At 54.3% G+C, this 13,664-nt stretch carries 15 protein-coding genes and 1 riboswitch; all 15 genes read left to right on the top strand.

Annotated elements, in window-relative coordinates; genetic code table 11:
• Nucleotides 1–319: 319 nt before the first annotated feature.
• The 15 genes from pduF (at nt 320) to cbiM (ending at nt 13,664) form a co-directional block, all read left to right on the top strand.
• Nucleotides 320–1,129: a propanediol diffusion facilitator PduF gene (gene pduF / locus FDW97_RS06540; protein WP_137350792.1), complete on the top strand. Its 810-nt coding sequence runs from the start codon at nt 320–322 to the stop codon at nt 1,127–1,129.
• 203 nt (nt 1,130–1,332) lie between these two features.
• The gene (gene pocR, locus FDW97_RS06535) at nt 1,333–2,244 is read left to right on the top strand and encodes a regulatory protein PocR (protein ID WP_006683984.1); all 912 of its coding nucleotides are present in this window, start codon (nt 1,333–1,335) and stop codon (nt 2,242–2,244) included.
• Nucleotides 2,245–2,573: 329 nt separating this feature from the next.
• A riboswitch (cobalamin riboswitch) is annotated at nt 2,574–2,749 on the top strand.
• 87 nt (nt 2,750–2,836) lie between these two features.
• Nucleotides 2,837–4,216 carry a cobyrinate a,c-diamide synthase gene (locus FDW97_RS06530; RefSeq protein WP_085047977.1) on the top strand — a complete coding sequence of 460 codons (1,380 nt, stop codon included), beginning with the start codon at nt 2,837–2,839 and terminating at the stop codon, nt 4,214–4,216.
• Nucleotides 4,213–5,172: an adenosylcobinamide-phosphate synthase CbiB gene (cbiB, locus tag FDW97_RS06525; RefSeq protein WP_137350791.1), complete on the top strand. Its 960-nt coding sequence runs from the start codon at nt 4,213–4,215 to the stop codon at nt 5,170–5,172. The genes FDW97_RS06530 and cbiB overlap by 4 nt, the downstream gene beginning before the upstream one ends.
• A gap of 10 nt (nt 5,173–5,182) precedes the next feature.
• Nucleotides 5,183–5,815 carry a cobalt-precorrin-8 methylmutase gene (locus FDW97_RS06520; RefSeq protein ID WP_038641659.1) on the top strand — a complete coding sequence of 211 codons (633 nt, stop codon included), beginning with the start codon at nt 5,183–5,185 and terminating at the stop codon, nt 5,813–5,815.
• Complete coding sequence (gene cbiD / locus FDW97_RS06515) at nt 5,812–6,948, top strand: cobalt-precorrin-5B (C(1))-methyltransferase CbiD (protein ID WP_137350790.1); 1,137 nt, start codon at nt 5,812–5,814, stop codon at nt 6,946–6,948. The genes FDW97_RS06520 and cbiD overlap by 4 nt, the downstream gene beginning before the upstream one ends.
• The gene (locus tag FDW97_RS06510) at nt 6,942–7,547 is read left to right on the top strand and encodes a cobalt-precorrin-7 (C(5))-methyltransferase (RefSeq protein ID WP_137350789.1); all 606 of its coding nucleotides are present in this window, start codon (nt 6,942–6,944) and stop codon (nt 7,545–7,547) included. The genes cbiD and FDW97_RS06510 overlap by 7 nt, the downstream gene beginning before the upstream one ends.
• Complete coding sequence (locus FDW97_RS06505) at nt 7,537–8,106, top strand: decarboxylating cobalt-precorrin-6B (C(15))-methyltransferase (RefSeq protein ID WP_038641653.1); 570 nt, start codon at nt 7,537–7,539, stop codon at nt 8,104–8,106. Before FDW97_RS06510 ends, FDW97_RS06505 begins: the two co-directional genes overlap by 11 nt.
• Entirely contained in the window at nt 8,099–8,872 is a 774-nt protein-coding gene (locus tag FDW97_RS06500; RefSeq protein WP_085047979.1) for a cobalt-precorrin-4 methyltransferase, read from the top strand. The genes FDW97_RS06505 and FDW97_RS06500 overlap by 8 nt, the downstream gene beginning before the upstream one ends.
• On the top strand, nt 8,853–9,908 hold the full coding sequence (gene cbiG, locus FDW97_RS06495; protein ID WP_038641649.1) for a cobalt-precorrin 5A hydrolase: 1,056 nt from the start codon (nt 8,853–8,855) through the stop codon (nt 9,906–9,908). Before FDW97_RS06500 ends, cbiG begins: the two co-directional genes overlap by 20 nt.
• Nucleotides 9,908–10,633 carry a precorrin-3B C(17)-methyltransferase gene (locus tag FDW97_RS06490; protein ID WP_003030278.1) on the top strand — a complete coding sequence of 242 codons (726 nt, stop codon included), beginning with the start codon at nt 9,908–9,910 and terminating at the stop codon, nt 10,631–10,633. The genes cbiG and FDW97_RS06490 overlap by 1 nt, the downstream gene beginning before the upstream one ends.
• Nucleotides 10,630–11,415: a cobalt-precorrin-6A reductase gene (locus FDW97_RS06485; protein WP_038641647.1), complete on the top strand. Its 786-nt coding sequence runs from the start codon at nt 10,630–10,632 to the stop codon at nt 11,413–11,415. The genes FDW97_RS06490 and FDW97_RS06485 overlap by 4 nt, the downstream gene beginning before the upstream one ends.
• A gap of 10 nt (nt 11,416–11,425) precedes the next feature.
• Entirely contained in the window at nt 11,426–12,220 is a 795-nt protein-coding gene (locus tag FDW97_RS06480; RefSeq protein ID WP_038641645.1) for a sirohydrochlorin cobaltochelatase, read from the top strand.
• Nucleotides 12,217–12,930, top strand: a complete 714-nt coding sequence (locus FDW97_RS06475; protein ID WP_038641643.1) for a cobalt-factor II C(20)-methyltransferase — start codon at nt 12,217–12,219, stop codon at nt 12,928–12,930. Before FDW97_RS06480 ends, FDW97_RS06475 begins: the two co-directional genes overlap by 4 nt.
• Entirely contained in the window at nt 12,927–13,664 is a 738-nt protein-coding gene (gene cbiM, locus FDW97_RS06470; RefSeq protein WP_038641642.1) for a cobalt ECF transporter S component CbiM, read from the top strand. Before FDW97_RS06475 ends, cbiM begins: the two co-directional genes overlap by 4 nt.

Raw genomic sequence — 13,664 nt, 5'->3', positions numbered from 1 at the left:
TTTGTTAGTGACATTAAAAATGGCATTTGCTATGCGGAAAAATGAAAATGTGATGATTGTCTGAAAACATAATTCTGCCAATAGCAATATTTTATCGTTTCACAAATGTACCACTAATAGTGGATTTCCCTGTGTTCTCACCTGTTTTAATAAAAGTGATAGCAAGAATTTGCTATCTCAGCACGATTTTGAGGGGCATGCCGCCTTCAGATTGCCAACATTTTGCCGATACGGCTTTTTATAGTAAGCCTTGAAGTATTCTACGTACCAGCAAGGAGTCCGCTGGTAAAGACACGAACTCTGCTTAGAAGGTGTCACAATGAACGATTCACTAAAAGCGCAATGCATTGCTGAGTTTTTGGGTACCGGGCTGTTTTTGTTTTTTGGCATCGGATGCCTGAGCGCACTTAAAGTCGCGGGCGCCAGTTTGGGATTATGGGAGATCTGCATCATATGGGGGTTGGGGATCTCGCTTGCCGTTTACCTGACAGCGGGGGTTTCTGGCGCGCATCTCAATCCCGCAATCACCATCGCCCTGTGGTTATTTGCCTGTTTTCCGGGGCGCAAAGTTGTGCCATACACCGTAGCGCAGGTTGCGGGTGCCTTTGGCGGCGCGTTGCTAGCCTATCTGCTGTACGGAAATCTATTTACCGAATATGAGTCTGCCCATCAAATGGTACGCGGCAGCCTTGAAAGCCTGCAATTGGCCAGTATTTTTAGTACTTATCCAGCGGCGGCGCTCAGCGTCTGGCAGGCTGCGCTGGTTGAAGTAGTGATCACTTCCATTCTGATGGGCATGATCATGGCACTTACCGATGACGGTAATGGCGTCCCCAGAGGGCCATTGGCGCCTTTATTGATTGGCATTCTGGTGGCTGTTCTCGGTGCATCTACCGGGCCGCTCACCGGATTTGCGATGAACCCGGCACGTGATTTCGGTCCAAAATTATTTGCATGGATGGCCGGGTGGGGAGATGTGGCGATGACTGGCGGGCGTGATATCCCTTATTTCATCGTACCGATTGTGGCCCCCATCATCGGTGCGTGCGCGGGCGCAGCAATTTATCGTTATTTTATTGGCAAAAATTTACCGTGTAATACGTGTAAACTGGAGGAAAATGAGAGCTAGCTTCACGGAAGATGTTTATTTTTAAAGCGTAAAAACTGTTTTCGTGATCCGGTTTCCTGAACCGCTGAAAAAGTCTCCCCACAATGGGAGACTTTTGTTATGTTCGATGATGACTTTCATCAGCGCCCAGGAAAGCGAGATGAAACTGGATGTGTAAATAGTATGTTTTATTTATAACAATAAATTAACTGAGAGGTTTTATCATGATTTCTGCGAGTGCCCTGAACTCAGAACTCATTAATAAAATCGCACAGGATTTTGCGCAGGCCACCAGTCTGGCTGTTGTGGTTGTCAATATTCACGGTGATGAAATTTCTGAGCTTTTTAATTTCACCCCTTTTTGTCAGTTGATGCGCCAGCATCCTCAGCACAGTACCCGTTGTCGTATGAGCGATCGCTGTGGCGGGCTGGAAGCTTCAAAATCCGATCAACCCTGCATCTATCGCTGCCACGCGGGGCTTACCGACTTTTCAATTCCGCTGGTAATTGCGGGTCACCTGGTTGGGTTCGTATTGTGCGGTCAGGTGCGTTTAAGTAACGATGTCGGCCTGGTGGATATCCTGAACGTCGATGACCGCTGGCAAGCTGATCCCGAACTGCTCAGTGAATTTCGTAATGTGCCGGAGATGGACTATTCGCGCGTTATCGCCTCGGCGGATCTGCTAAAGCTCATCGTGGAAAATTGCCTTAAAAAACAACTAAATTTTGTGGTTATCAAAGACAACCCGCAGCAGGCAGAGCCAGTACGCGCCAACCGAACGCCGAATCCTCACGACAGCAAAATGAAAAAAGCGCTGCGCTATATTGATGCGCATTTGTCAGATGAGTTACGCCTGGAAGATGTTGCGTCTCATGTTTACCTTAGCCCTTACTATTTCAGTAAATTGTTCAAAAAATATCAGGGTATCGGGTTTAACGCCTGGGTAAATCAACAGCGAATGGCGAGTGCCAAAGAGTTGCTCTGTCATAGTGACTGGAGCATAGCCAGCATTGCGCGTAATTTAGGCTTTTCACAAACCAGTTATTTCTGCAAAGTATTCCGCCAGACGTATCAGGTTACGCCGCAGGCATTTCGCCAGCAAATAAATGTCATTTCACGCGGTGAGTCCGCTTAAATAGCAATATTTTGCTATTGCCGATTTTTGATATCGGGCGCTATGTCAGTAATTATAAAATGAAAAGTAACAACAGCAGTCAATAAATTGTCATAGCGCAACAAAATAATAGTATTAGAGGGATAAACTGCACCAGTTTTTATTTTTGTGATGAGATACAGTGTCTGTATGCCTGACTTTCTTTATTCTTTGCGGACACTTTCATTCAAAATGTGACCATGTGAATAAGTGGGTTTATGCCAGATAATTGGTTGAATGAACCCGGAAAGATATTAAATTGAATTATTGTCATGAGGTCGTGAATTTACCTCATAACAGGGAGCTTAATTAAGGCTCCTGAACTGACAGGTTTGCCACATTTGTGGTAGGGAAGGGGGTGATAATCCCCCGCAGCCCCCGCTGCTGTGATGCTGACGACCCCGTATGGACCACTGATCGCAAGATTGGGAAGGACGGGTGAGGATGACGCTAAGCCAGAAGACCTGCCTGTCAGTGACTACCAACAACTTCGGTGGGAAGTGGGTGGTTCAGATGCATACAGTCGAGAGACTGGGTATCTCTACACCCCTACCACCCTGAACAGGATCAGGGTATGGCGGCCAATTTTCACGCATTTGTTCTTGCAGGTACCGGAAGCGGCTGTGGTAAAACCACGGTGACGCTGGGCTTGTTGAGCTTGTTGAAAAAACGCGGTTTACGCGTCCAGCCTTGCAAAGTGGGGCCTGATTACCTTGATACCGGCTGGCATACAGCGGTATGCGGTACCGCTTCCCGCAATCTTGATAGCTTCATGCTTCCCGCTTCCACTCTCAATGCTTTATTCCGCGAGCAGATGCAACATGCCGATATCGCCGTGATTGAAGGCGTGATGGGGTTGTATGACGGTTATGGTACCGACCCGAACTACTGCAGTACCGCCGCGATGGCCAAACAGTTAGGTTGCCCGGTCATCTTACTGGTTGATGGTAAAGCTGTTTCCACCTCGATAGCCGCAACGGTAATGGGTTTTCAGCATTTTGATCCCACGCTGAACATCGCCGGGGTGATCGTTAATCGGGTCAACAGCGAAACGCATTATCAGCTGCTGAAGGTGGCGATTGAGCGTTACTGTTCCGTTCCTGTATTAGGCTACGTTCCCCGTATGGAAGGCGTTGCGCTTCCGGAGCGTCATCTGGGGCTGGTTACCGCGCGTGAATCTGTTATCAATCAGCAGCCGTGGCAGGCCTTTGCCGCGACGCTGGAGCAGACGCTGGATATCGATGCTCTACTGAAATTAAGCCAGCTAAACACCCTCCCTGCGGGTGAATGGCCTACGCTTCCCGATACTGATGCCGGAGAAGGGCTAACGCTTGCTATCGCTGATGACGAAGCGTTCAACTTTTATTACCCGGACAATATTACTTTGCTTGAACGCACGGGGTTGAAGATTGTGCGTTTTAGCCCGTTGCACGACACCTGTTTACCTGATTGTCAGATGATCTGGCTGGGTGGCGGATACCCTGAGTTACATGCTGCGGCTCTGGCCCGCAATGTCCCGATGCTTAAGCAATTGCGAGCCGCACATCACCGCGGCGTGGCGATTTACGCCGAGTGCGGTGGGCTGATGTATCTCGGCAGTTCGCTGGAGGACAGCCACGGTGATAGCTGGTTGATGGCGGATATCATTCCCGGTCACAGCAAAATGGGGAAACGTCTGACCCGATTTGGCTACTGCGAGGCGCAGGCCGCGCAGCAAACCTTGTTAGCTGCAGAAGGCGAAGTGCTGCGCGGGCATGAATTTCACTACTCAGATTTTATTCCTGAAACTCCCGCGGTGATGCACTGTCGCAAAGTGCGCGATGGCAAAACGTTGCAGACCTGGTCCGGCGGCTGGCAGGTGGGTAACACTTTCGCCAGCTATCTACACGTTCATTTTGCCCAACGTCCGCAGATGCTTAACCATTGGTTGGCAGCCGCGAGGAGCGCGCTATGACGATCCTTGCGTGGTGTGTTGCCTGGCTGCTTGATTTTATTATCGGCGATCCGCAGAACTGGCCGCACCCGGTGCGCTGGATTGGCAATCTGATTTCTGCCATGCAGCGAGTCGTGCGGCGCCACTGCCATAGCGATCGTGCGTTGCGCATTGGTGGCGCGGCGATGTGGGTAGTGGTGGTTGGCCTGACCTGGGCTGTGTCCTGGGGCGTACTGGCGCTGGCGCACTCTATTCATCCCTGGCTTGGATGGATGGTGGAGGTTTGGATGATCTTTACTGTGCTGGCCGGGCGCTGTCTGGCGAACGCCGCGCAGGATGTCGAACGTCCGTTGCGTGCCGGTAACCTTGCCGCAAGTCGGGAAAAGTTATCATGGATCGTGGGTCGCGATACCTCGCAATTACAACCTCAGCAGATCAATCGTGCCGTGGTGGAAACCGTGGCCGAAAACACCGTTGATGGCATCATCGCGCCGCTGTTTTTCCTTCTTCTCGGCGGCGCGCCTTTGGCGATGGCCTACAAAGCGGTAAATACCCTTGACTCCATGGTGGGTTACAAACATGAAAAATACCGCGCTATCGGTATGGTCAGCGCGCGTCTGGATGATGTCGCAAATTATATTCCTGCGAGACTGAGCTGGCTGTTGCTGGGCGCGGCTGCATTTTTATGCCGTCAGGACGGCTCGCGTGCTTTGCAGATCGGCTGGCGCGATCGCTACAACCACAGTAGCCCAAACTGCGCGTGGTCGGAGGCCTCCGTTGCCGGGGCATTAGGTATTCGTCTGGGTGGCCCTAATGACTACTTTGGCGAGCGCGTTGAGAAACCGTGGATTGGTGATGCGCAACGCGACATTTCGGTAGACGACATTTCCCATACGATTCGATTGATGTGGGTGGCATCGACGCTGGCACTGGCGCTGTTTATCGCGCTGCGGTGGCTGCTGGTCGGTGTAGCCTGAGGACAACACTATGCAATATATCCAGCAACCCCAGGCTATTGAGGCCAAAAGTTTCGACATTATTGGCGAGATTATCCGTGAAACCCGTCCGGACTATCAGTTTGCCAGTCCGTTGCATGAAGCCATTATCAAGCGGGTCATTCACACCACGGCGGATTTCGACTGGCTGGACATTCTGTGGTTTTCCAGTGATGTGCTGGAGCAGTTCTGCTCGGCGCTTAGCCGTTCGAGCGTGATTTATACCGATACCACCATGGCCCTTTCCGGGATCAATAAAACGCTGCTGGCAAAATTTGGCGGCGAGTGCCGCTGCTATATCAGCGATCCACGAGTCGTACGTACGGCAAAAGAGCAGGGGATCACCCGCTCAATGGCGGCTGTCGATATTGCGGTGAAAGAAGAGGGGGAAAAGCTGTTTGTTTTTGGCAACGCGCCGACAGCGCTGTTCCGCCTGCTTGAGCATGATGTTGCGGTTAGCGGTGTGGTTGGTGTACCGGTCGGGTTCGTTGGTGCTGAAGAGTCGAAAGATGCCCTGACCCAAAGCAACCTGCCGGCCATTGCTGCGTTAGGACGTAAAGGGGGGAGTAACGTCGCCGCTGCTATCGTCAATGCCATGCTTTATCACATGCAGGGGGCGCGATGAGCGAGGCCTTCGATACGCCGGTGTGGCACAACGGCAAAGCGCTGCGTAAAGGATATACCACGGGATCGTGCGCGACGGCGGCTGCAAAAGTGGCGGCGCTGATGGTATTGCGCCAGCACCTGATCCATCAGGTTTCCATCGTGACGCCTTCCGGGGTGACGCTGTGCCTGAACGTCGAATCGCCGCATATCGAAGGGCAGCAGGCGATAGCCGCGATCCGTAAAGACGGTGGCGATGATGTCGATGCCACGCATGGCATGCTGATTTTTGCCCGCGTGACGTTAGATGATAGTGGCGTGATCGCCTTACAGGGCGGTGAAGGGGTCGGTACGGTTACCCGCAAAGGGATCGGTCTACCGGTGGGGAGTTCGGCGATTAACCGCACACCTCGCCAGACCATTGAGTCGGCGGTACGTGAAGCGATTGGTCCAAATCGTGGGGCGCAGATTGAAATCTTCGCGCCGGAAGGCGAAGAGCGGGCGCAAAAAACTTACAACTCTCGGCTTGGCATTCTGGGCGGTATTTCGATTATTGGCACCACGGGTATCGTCACGCCAATGTCGGAAGAGAGCTGGAAGCGTTCGCTGTCGCTGGAGCTGGAAATTAAACGCGCGGCGGGTCTGGATCGCGTGGTTCTGGTGCCGGGAAACCACGGTGAACGTTTTGTGCGTGAACAGATGGGCATCGACACCCAGGTTGTGGTCACCATGAGCAACTTTGTCGGCTACATGATTGAAGAAGCCGTCCGTCTGGGATTTCGGCAAATCGTGCTGGTGGGACATCCCGGGAAACTTATCAAAATCGCGGCGGGGATCTTCCATACCCACAGCCATATTGCCGATGCGCGCATGGAAACGCTGGTGGCCCATCTCGCGTTGCTTGGCGCGCCGCTGGAACTGCTGAGGCTGGTCAGCGACTGCGATACTACCGAAGCGGCGATGGAACACATCGACGCGTACGGCTTTCAGCATATTTATAACCATCTGGCGGAGCGTATCTGTATGCGCGTTCTGCGAACGTTGCGCTTTACCAAAAATCCCCCGACCTGCGACGCCATCATGTTCTCGTTTGACAATCAGGTGCTTGGCAGTAATCGCCCGATCGCAGAAATTGCTGAGGAGATGCAATGTTAACCGTTGTGGGAATGGGACCCGCGGGTTTGCATTTGATGACGCCTGCGGCGTGTGAAGCGGTCGCAACGGCTGACGTGCTGGTCGGCGGAAAACGGCATTTGCAGCAATTCCCGGATTTCACCGGTGAACGGTTTGCTCTTGGCGCCAATATCGCGGAGCTCCTGAACTGGGTAACTGCGCACAAGGATAAGCATGTCGTCGTGCTGGCGTCTGGCGATCCGCTGTTCTACGGCATTGGGACGCGCATGGTGGCGCATTTTGGCATCGGGCAGGTACGCATTATTCCCGGTATTAGCGCGGTGCAGTATCTGTGCGCGCAGTCCGGTATCGATATGAACGATATGTGGCTGACCAGTAGCCACGGGCGCAGCGTCTGTTTCGATGAACTGGCCCGACATAACAAGGTTGGGATGGTTACAGATGCGTTGTGCGGCCCACGTGAAATCGCGCAGCAGCTAATCACTCGAGGCAAGGGACATCGCTGGATGGTTATTGGCGAAAACCTGGCGATGGAAAACGAGCGGATCCATGTCCTGCCTGTGAGTGAAATTAATGCCGACTATGACATGAATGCAGTGGTGATCCTTGATGAAAGATGAGCTGTTTCTGCGTGGAGAGAAGGTGCCGATGACCAAAGAAGCGGTACGCGCACTTGCCCTCTCAAAACTTGAATTACACCGCGCCAGTCACCTGATTGATATTGGTGCGGGAACAGGCAGCGTGTCGATAGAAGCGGCGCTGCAATATCCTGGATTGCGCGTGACGGCAATCGAACGTAACCCGGCGGCGCTCAGGTTGCTGGATGAAAATCGCCAGCATTTTGCCTGCGCAAATATCGACATTTTTCCCGGCGTTGCGCCAATGACCATCGCCGAAAAAGCCGATGCCATTTTTATGGGCGGCAGCGGTGGGCATCTGACCGATCTCATTGACTGGTCGATGCGTCAACTGCATCCCGCCGGGCGGCTGGTAATGACGTTTATCCTCCAAGAAAACCTCAATACCGCGCTGGCTCATCTGGACCATCTTGGCGTACAGGGAGTGGATTGCCTGCAGCTCCAGGTTTCCTCGCTTACCACGCTTGGCAGTGGTCATTATTTCAAACCGAATAACCCCGTATTTGTTATCGCCTGTCAGAAGGAAGGAAACCATGTCTGAGATTTTTGATCCCCGTAGCGTGTGGTTCGTTGGCGCAGGTCCTGGCGATCGCGAGCTGATTACCCTCAAAGGTTACCGTTTGCTACAGCAGGCGCAGGTGGTTATCTACGCTGGATCGCTGATTAACACCGAACTGCTGGAATATTGCCCCGCCGGTGCTGAATGCCACGACAGCGCTGAACTGCATCTGGAGCAGATCCTCGATCTGATGGAAGCTGGCGTGAAGGCTGGCAAGACCGTGGTGCGTCTGCAAACTGGCGATGTCTCACTATACGGTTCCGTCCGCGAGCAGGGCGAGGAACTGACCAAACGCGGGATCGACTGGCAGGTGGTGCCCGGCGTCAGCGCATTCCTCGGTGCGGCGGCGGAACTCGGCGTGGAGTACACCGTGCCTGAAGTCTCCCAAAGCCTGATCATTACCCGTCTGGAAGGGCGCACGCCGGTCCCCGAGCGCGAACAACTGGAGTCGTTTGCCAGTCACCAGACATCTATGGCGATTTATCTGTCCGTCCAGCGTATTCATCGGGTGGCCGAGCGTTTGATTGAAGGCGGTTATCCGGCGACCACGCCAGTGGCGGTGATCTACAAGGCGACCTGGCCGGAAAGCCAGACCGTGCGCGGTACTCTGGCGGATATTGGCGACAAGGTTCGCGATGCGGGCATCCGCAAAACGGCCCTGATTCTGGTCGGTGATTTCCTGGGCTCGGAGTATCACTACTCCAAACTCTATGCGGCGGACTTTAGCCATGAATACCGTAAAGCCTGAGTCAATTGCGCTTTTTTGCCTGACGCCAGGCGGCGTTGTGCTGGCGAAACGTCTGGCTGCTATGCTGCCGGTCACCTGTTTTACCAGTGAAAAGCTGCTGGAGGAGGGGTTTATTCCCTTTGAAAACGGCTTTGCCAATACTGCCCGCGAAGCGTTTATGAATTATTCAGCGCTGATTTTTATCGGAGCGACCGGCATTGCGGTACGCGTACTGGCCCCGCTGGTCAACGATAAATTTTGCGATCCGGCGGTGGTGGTCATTGATGAACGTGCCCAGCATGTCATCAGCCTGCTCTCCGGCCATGCAGGGGGCGCGAATGCGCTGGCGCGTTATCTGGCAGGCATGTTGGGCGCCGACCCGGTTATTACCACGGCGACGGATGTCAACGATATGGCGGCCCTGGATACGCTGGCATTCCAGTTGAATGCCCGGATGAGCGATTTCCGTTCGGCGGTGAAGATCGTGAATCAGATGCTGGTCAGCAACAAGCGGGTTGGCCTGTGGTGGGATGACGAACTGACCCAGGATATCAGCCATTGCGATCGCCGTGGTTTTATTACGGTAACCGATCTCAATCAGCTTCCCGAACTGGATGCGCTGGTGTGTATCACCTTACGCACCAACTTACCCGAACTGCCTGTTCCGCACTGGAAGCTGGTGCCGCAGCGGGTCGTGGCCGGAATTGGTTGTCGCCGCGACACACCGTTTCCACTGCTGGCTGCGCTGCTTGCCCGTCAACTTGAAGCCCAGCAACTCGACCCGCTGGCGCTCAAAGCCATTGGCAGTATCACGCTGAAAAAAGATGAACAGGGGCTCATCCAGTTGGCTTCGTGCTGCCGCGTGCCTTTCGAAACCTTTTCCGCTGACGCGCTGCGTGAGCATGAACACCGTTTTCCGGCCTCATCGTTTGTTCGTAAAACGGTGGGTACAGGAAGCGTTTCTGGTCCTGCAGCCTGGCTGCTGAGCCACGGACAACTGTTAGGCGAGACCCTGCGCGAACAGGGCGTCACTATCACTTTGGGAGTTTCACACTGATGTTAAGCGTAATTGGAATTGGCCCTGGCTCGCAGGCAATGATGACCATGGAAGCCGTTGAAGCACTGCAGGCAGCGGAAATCATCGTTGGCTATAAAACCTACACCCATCTGGTAAAGGCCTTTACTGGCGACAAACAGGTGATCAAAACCGGGATGTGCAAGGAGATTGAACGCTGTCAGGCGGCGATCGAACTGGCGCAGGCGGGTCACAATGTGGCACTCATCAGCAGCGGTGATGCGGGGATTTACGGGATGGCCGGGCTGGTGCTGGAGCTGGTCAGTAAGCAAAAGCTGGATGTTGAGGTCAGACTGATCCCAGGCATGACTGCCAGCATCGCCGCCGCCTCCTTACTGGGCGCGCCGTTGATGCACGACTTCTGCCACATCAGCTTAAGCGATCTGCTGACGCCATGGCCGGTTATCGAAAAACGCATCGTTGCCGCTGGCGAAGCCGACTTTGTCATCTGTTTCTACAACCCGCGCAGTCGGGGTCGTGAAGGACATCTGGCGCGCGCATTTGAGCTGCTTTCCGCCAGCAAGAGCGCACAAACGCCGGTCGGTATCGTGAAGTCAGCCGGACGTAAAAAGCAGGAAAAATGGCTGACCACTCTCGGTGAAATGGACTTTGAGCCGGTTGATATGACCAGTCTGGTGATCGTTGGCAACAAAACAACCTACGTGCAGGACGGCCTGATGATCACGCCACGAGGTTATGTGCTGTGAATTACGGTGACGTGTTGGTCATGGGCGGTACCAGCGATGCGCGCATGCTGTGCCAGCAACTGGATGCGGCAAACGTGGCCTACACCCTGTCAGTGGCGACCCCAACGGGGAAGCAGCTGGCGGGAGACATCAAAGGCCAGGTGCGTTGCGGACGTCTGGAGCGTGAGCAAATGATTGCCTGGCTGCAGGAAAATCGGACGCGCTGGGTGATTGATGCCTCGCATCCGTATGCCGAGGTGGTGAGCCGCAATATCGTGAGCGCTTGCGAAGCGGCGGGCGTGCTGCTGAGCCGCTACCAACGTCCTGAGCAGTTGAGTGGTTTAACCCACCCGCATCTGTTTACCGTACAGAGTATTCAGCAAGCCTGCGAGGTGGCGCGACGCTTCGGTAAACGCGTGTTGCTCACCACCGGCAGTAAAGATTTAGCCATCTGGCGTGAAAGATTAGCGGAAAAAACGCTGCTGGCGCGTGTTCTGCCTGTACCTGAGGTCATTCAGCAATGCGCGGATCTGGGCTTTGGCGTCGGTGAGATTTTTGCGTTGTGCGGGCCGTTTAGCGCCGAGTTCAACGCCGCGTTTTACCGTCAGTGTCAGGCTGATGTGGTGATCACCAAAGCATCTGGTGCGGAAGGTGGTTATCAGGAAAAAGTTCAACCCTGTCTGGATGCCGGTATCCCCTGCATCGTGATTACACGTCCTGCACCGTTGGTGACGGGAGAAGAGTTACTGGAAAGTCAGGCCGCATTTGGGGCGCGTTTAACGCGCTGGCTGGCCGCTGCTTAAGGAGTTAGAGATGAAAAAGGCGCTTCTGGTGGTCAGCTTTGGCACCAGCTATCACGACACCTGTGAGAAAAATATTGTGGCCTGCGAGCGCGATCTCGCAGCCAGTTGCCCGGATCGTGACCTGTTCCGTGCGTTTACCTCCGGGATGATTATCCGCAAGCTCAAGCAGCGTGACGGCATTGATATCGACACGCCGTTGCAGGCGCTGCAAAAGCTGGCAGAGCAGGGGTATCAGGATGTGGCTATTCAATCGCTGCACATCATCAACGGTGACGAATACGAAAAAATTGTCCGCGAAGTACAAAGTATGCGTCCGCTGTTTTCTCGCCTGACGCTCGGCGTACCGCTGCTGAGCAGCCATGAAGATTACGCGCAGCTGATGCTGGCGCTGCAACAGCAGATGCCGCCGCTTGGCGAAAAGGAAAAAGTGGTCTTTATGGGGCACGGAGCCAGCCATCATGCCTTTGCCGCTTATGCCTGTCTCGATCATATGATGACGGCGCAGCGCTACCCGGCGCGGGTCGGGGCGGTGGAAAGCTACCCGGAAGTGGATGTGTTAATTGATAGTTTGTCTCAGGAAGGGGTGACGGCGGTGCATCTGATGCCGCTGATGTTAGTTGCTGGCGACCATGCCATCAATGATATGGCCTCCGACGAAGACGATTCGTGGAAGACATTGTTTAATGCGGCCGGGATACGGGCTACGCCGTGGCTCAGTGGGTTGGGTGAGAATCCAGCGGTGCGCGCCATGTTTGTGGCGCATTTACAGCAGGCGCTGAATGTGGCGCTGGAGGAAGCGGCATGAGCGGAAAACTGTACGCGTTAAGCACCGGGCCAGGCGCTTCCGATCTCATCACCGTGCGCGCCGCACGGACGCTGGGTCAGCTCGATATTCTCTATGCGCCTGCCGGGCGTAAAGGCGGCGATAGCCTGGCGCTGTCGATCGTGCGGGAGTATATCGGCGAGCAGACCGAAGTCCGCTGCTGCCATTTTCCTATGAGTGCCGACAGCGCTGAAAAAGAGGCTGTCTGGGATGAGGTTGCCGCCGCGCTGGTTCAGGAAGTGGAGGCCGGTAAACAGGTTGGTTTTATTACCCTTGGTGATGCCATGCTGTTTAGTACTTGGGTCTTTTTACTCCAGCGTATTGGCTGTCCTGACTGGTTGGAAATCGTTCCGGGCGTGACCTCTTTTGCCGCGATTGCCGCGCGTTCGAAAACGCCGCTCGCCATGGAGCAACAGTCGCTGGCGGTGGTCTCCTGTACCGCGCCGGAAGCGGAAATCCAGCAGGCGTTAAAGCAGCATGACAGCCTGGTGCTGATGAAAGTGTACGGTCGTTTTGCGCGCATCAAAGCGTTGCTGCAACAAGAGGGCTTGTTGAATTGCGCATTGATGATGTCTGAAGCCACGCTGCCGGGTGAGCAGTGCTGGCGTCATCTCAACGAAGTCAGCGACGACCAGCCGCTGCCTTATTTCTCGACCATTCTGGTTAATAAACAGTGGGAGTATGCACAATGAAGCTTGAACAACAGCTAAAACAGCTGTCTTTCAGCGGGTTGGCTGCGGCGCTATTACTGATGATTGTCCCTGAGCAAGCGTTCGCCATGCACATTATGGAAGGCTTCTTGCCGCCAATGTGGGCGCTGGCCTGGTGGCTGCTGTTTTTACCTTGCCTGTGGTACGGATTAGTGCGCTTGCGTCAAATCGTCCAGGAAGACAGCCACCAAAAAGTGTTACTGGCCCTCTGCGGCGCGTTTATTTTTGTGCTGTCGGCGCTGAAAATTCCTTCCGTTACCGGAAGCTGCTCGCATCCGACTGGTGTCGGGCTGGCGGTTATCCTGTTCGGACCGGGTGTGGTCGCTATTCTCGGTGCAATCGTCCTGCTATTCCAGGCCTTGCTGCTGGCGCACGGTGGTTTAACGACGCTCGGCGCCAACGGTATGTCGATGGCGGTGATTGGCCCGGTAGTAGGTTACATGGTGTGGAAAATGGCCTGCCGCGCGGGGCTACGCCGGGATGTCTGCGTCTTCCTGTGCGCCATGCTGGCGGATCTCGTCACCTATTTTGTTACCTCGGTGCAACTGGGCGTTGCGTTCCCGGATCCGTCCGCAGGCGCAATGGGGTCGATTGTGAAATTCATGGGCATTTTCTGCCTGACGCAGATCCCCATCGCGATTGCGGAAGGTCTGCTCACCGTAATGATTTATGACCAGCTAACCAAACGCCAGTTGATAACCGCACAAGGACATTAA

Source organism: Citrobacter sp. wls708, assembly GCF_005281255.1.
Lineage (GTDB): Bacteria > Pseudomonadota > Gammaproteobacteria > Enterobacterales > Enterobacteriaceae > Citrobacter > Citrobacter werkmanii.
The sequence above is the reverse complement of the archived record's forward strand: the minus strand, read 5'-3'. Positions and strand labels throughout refer to the sequence as shown.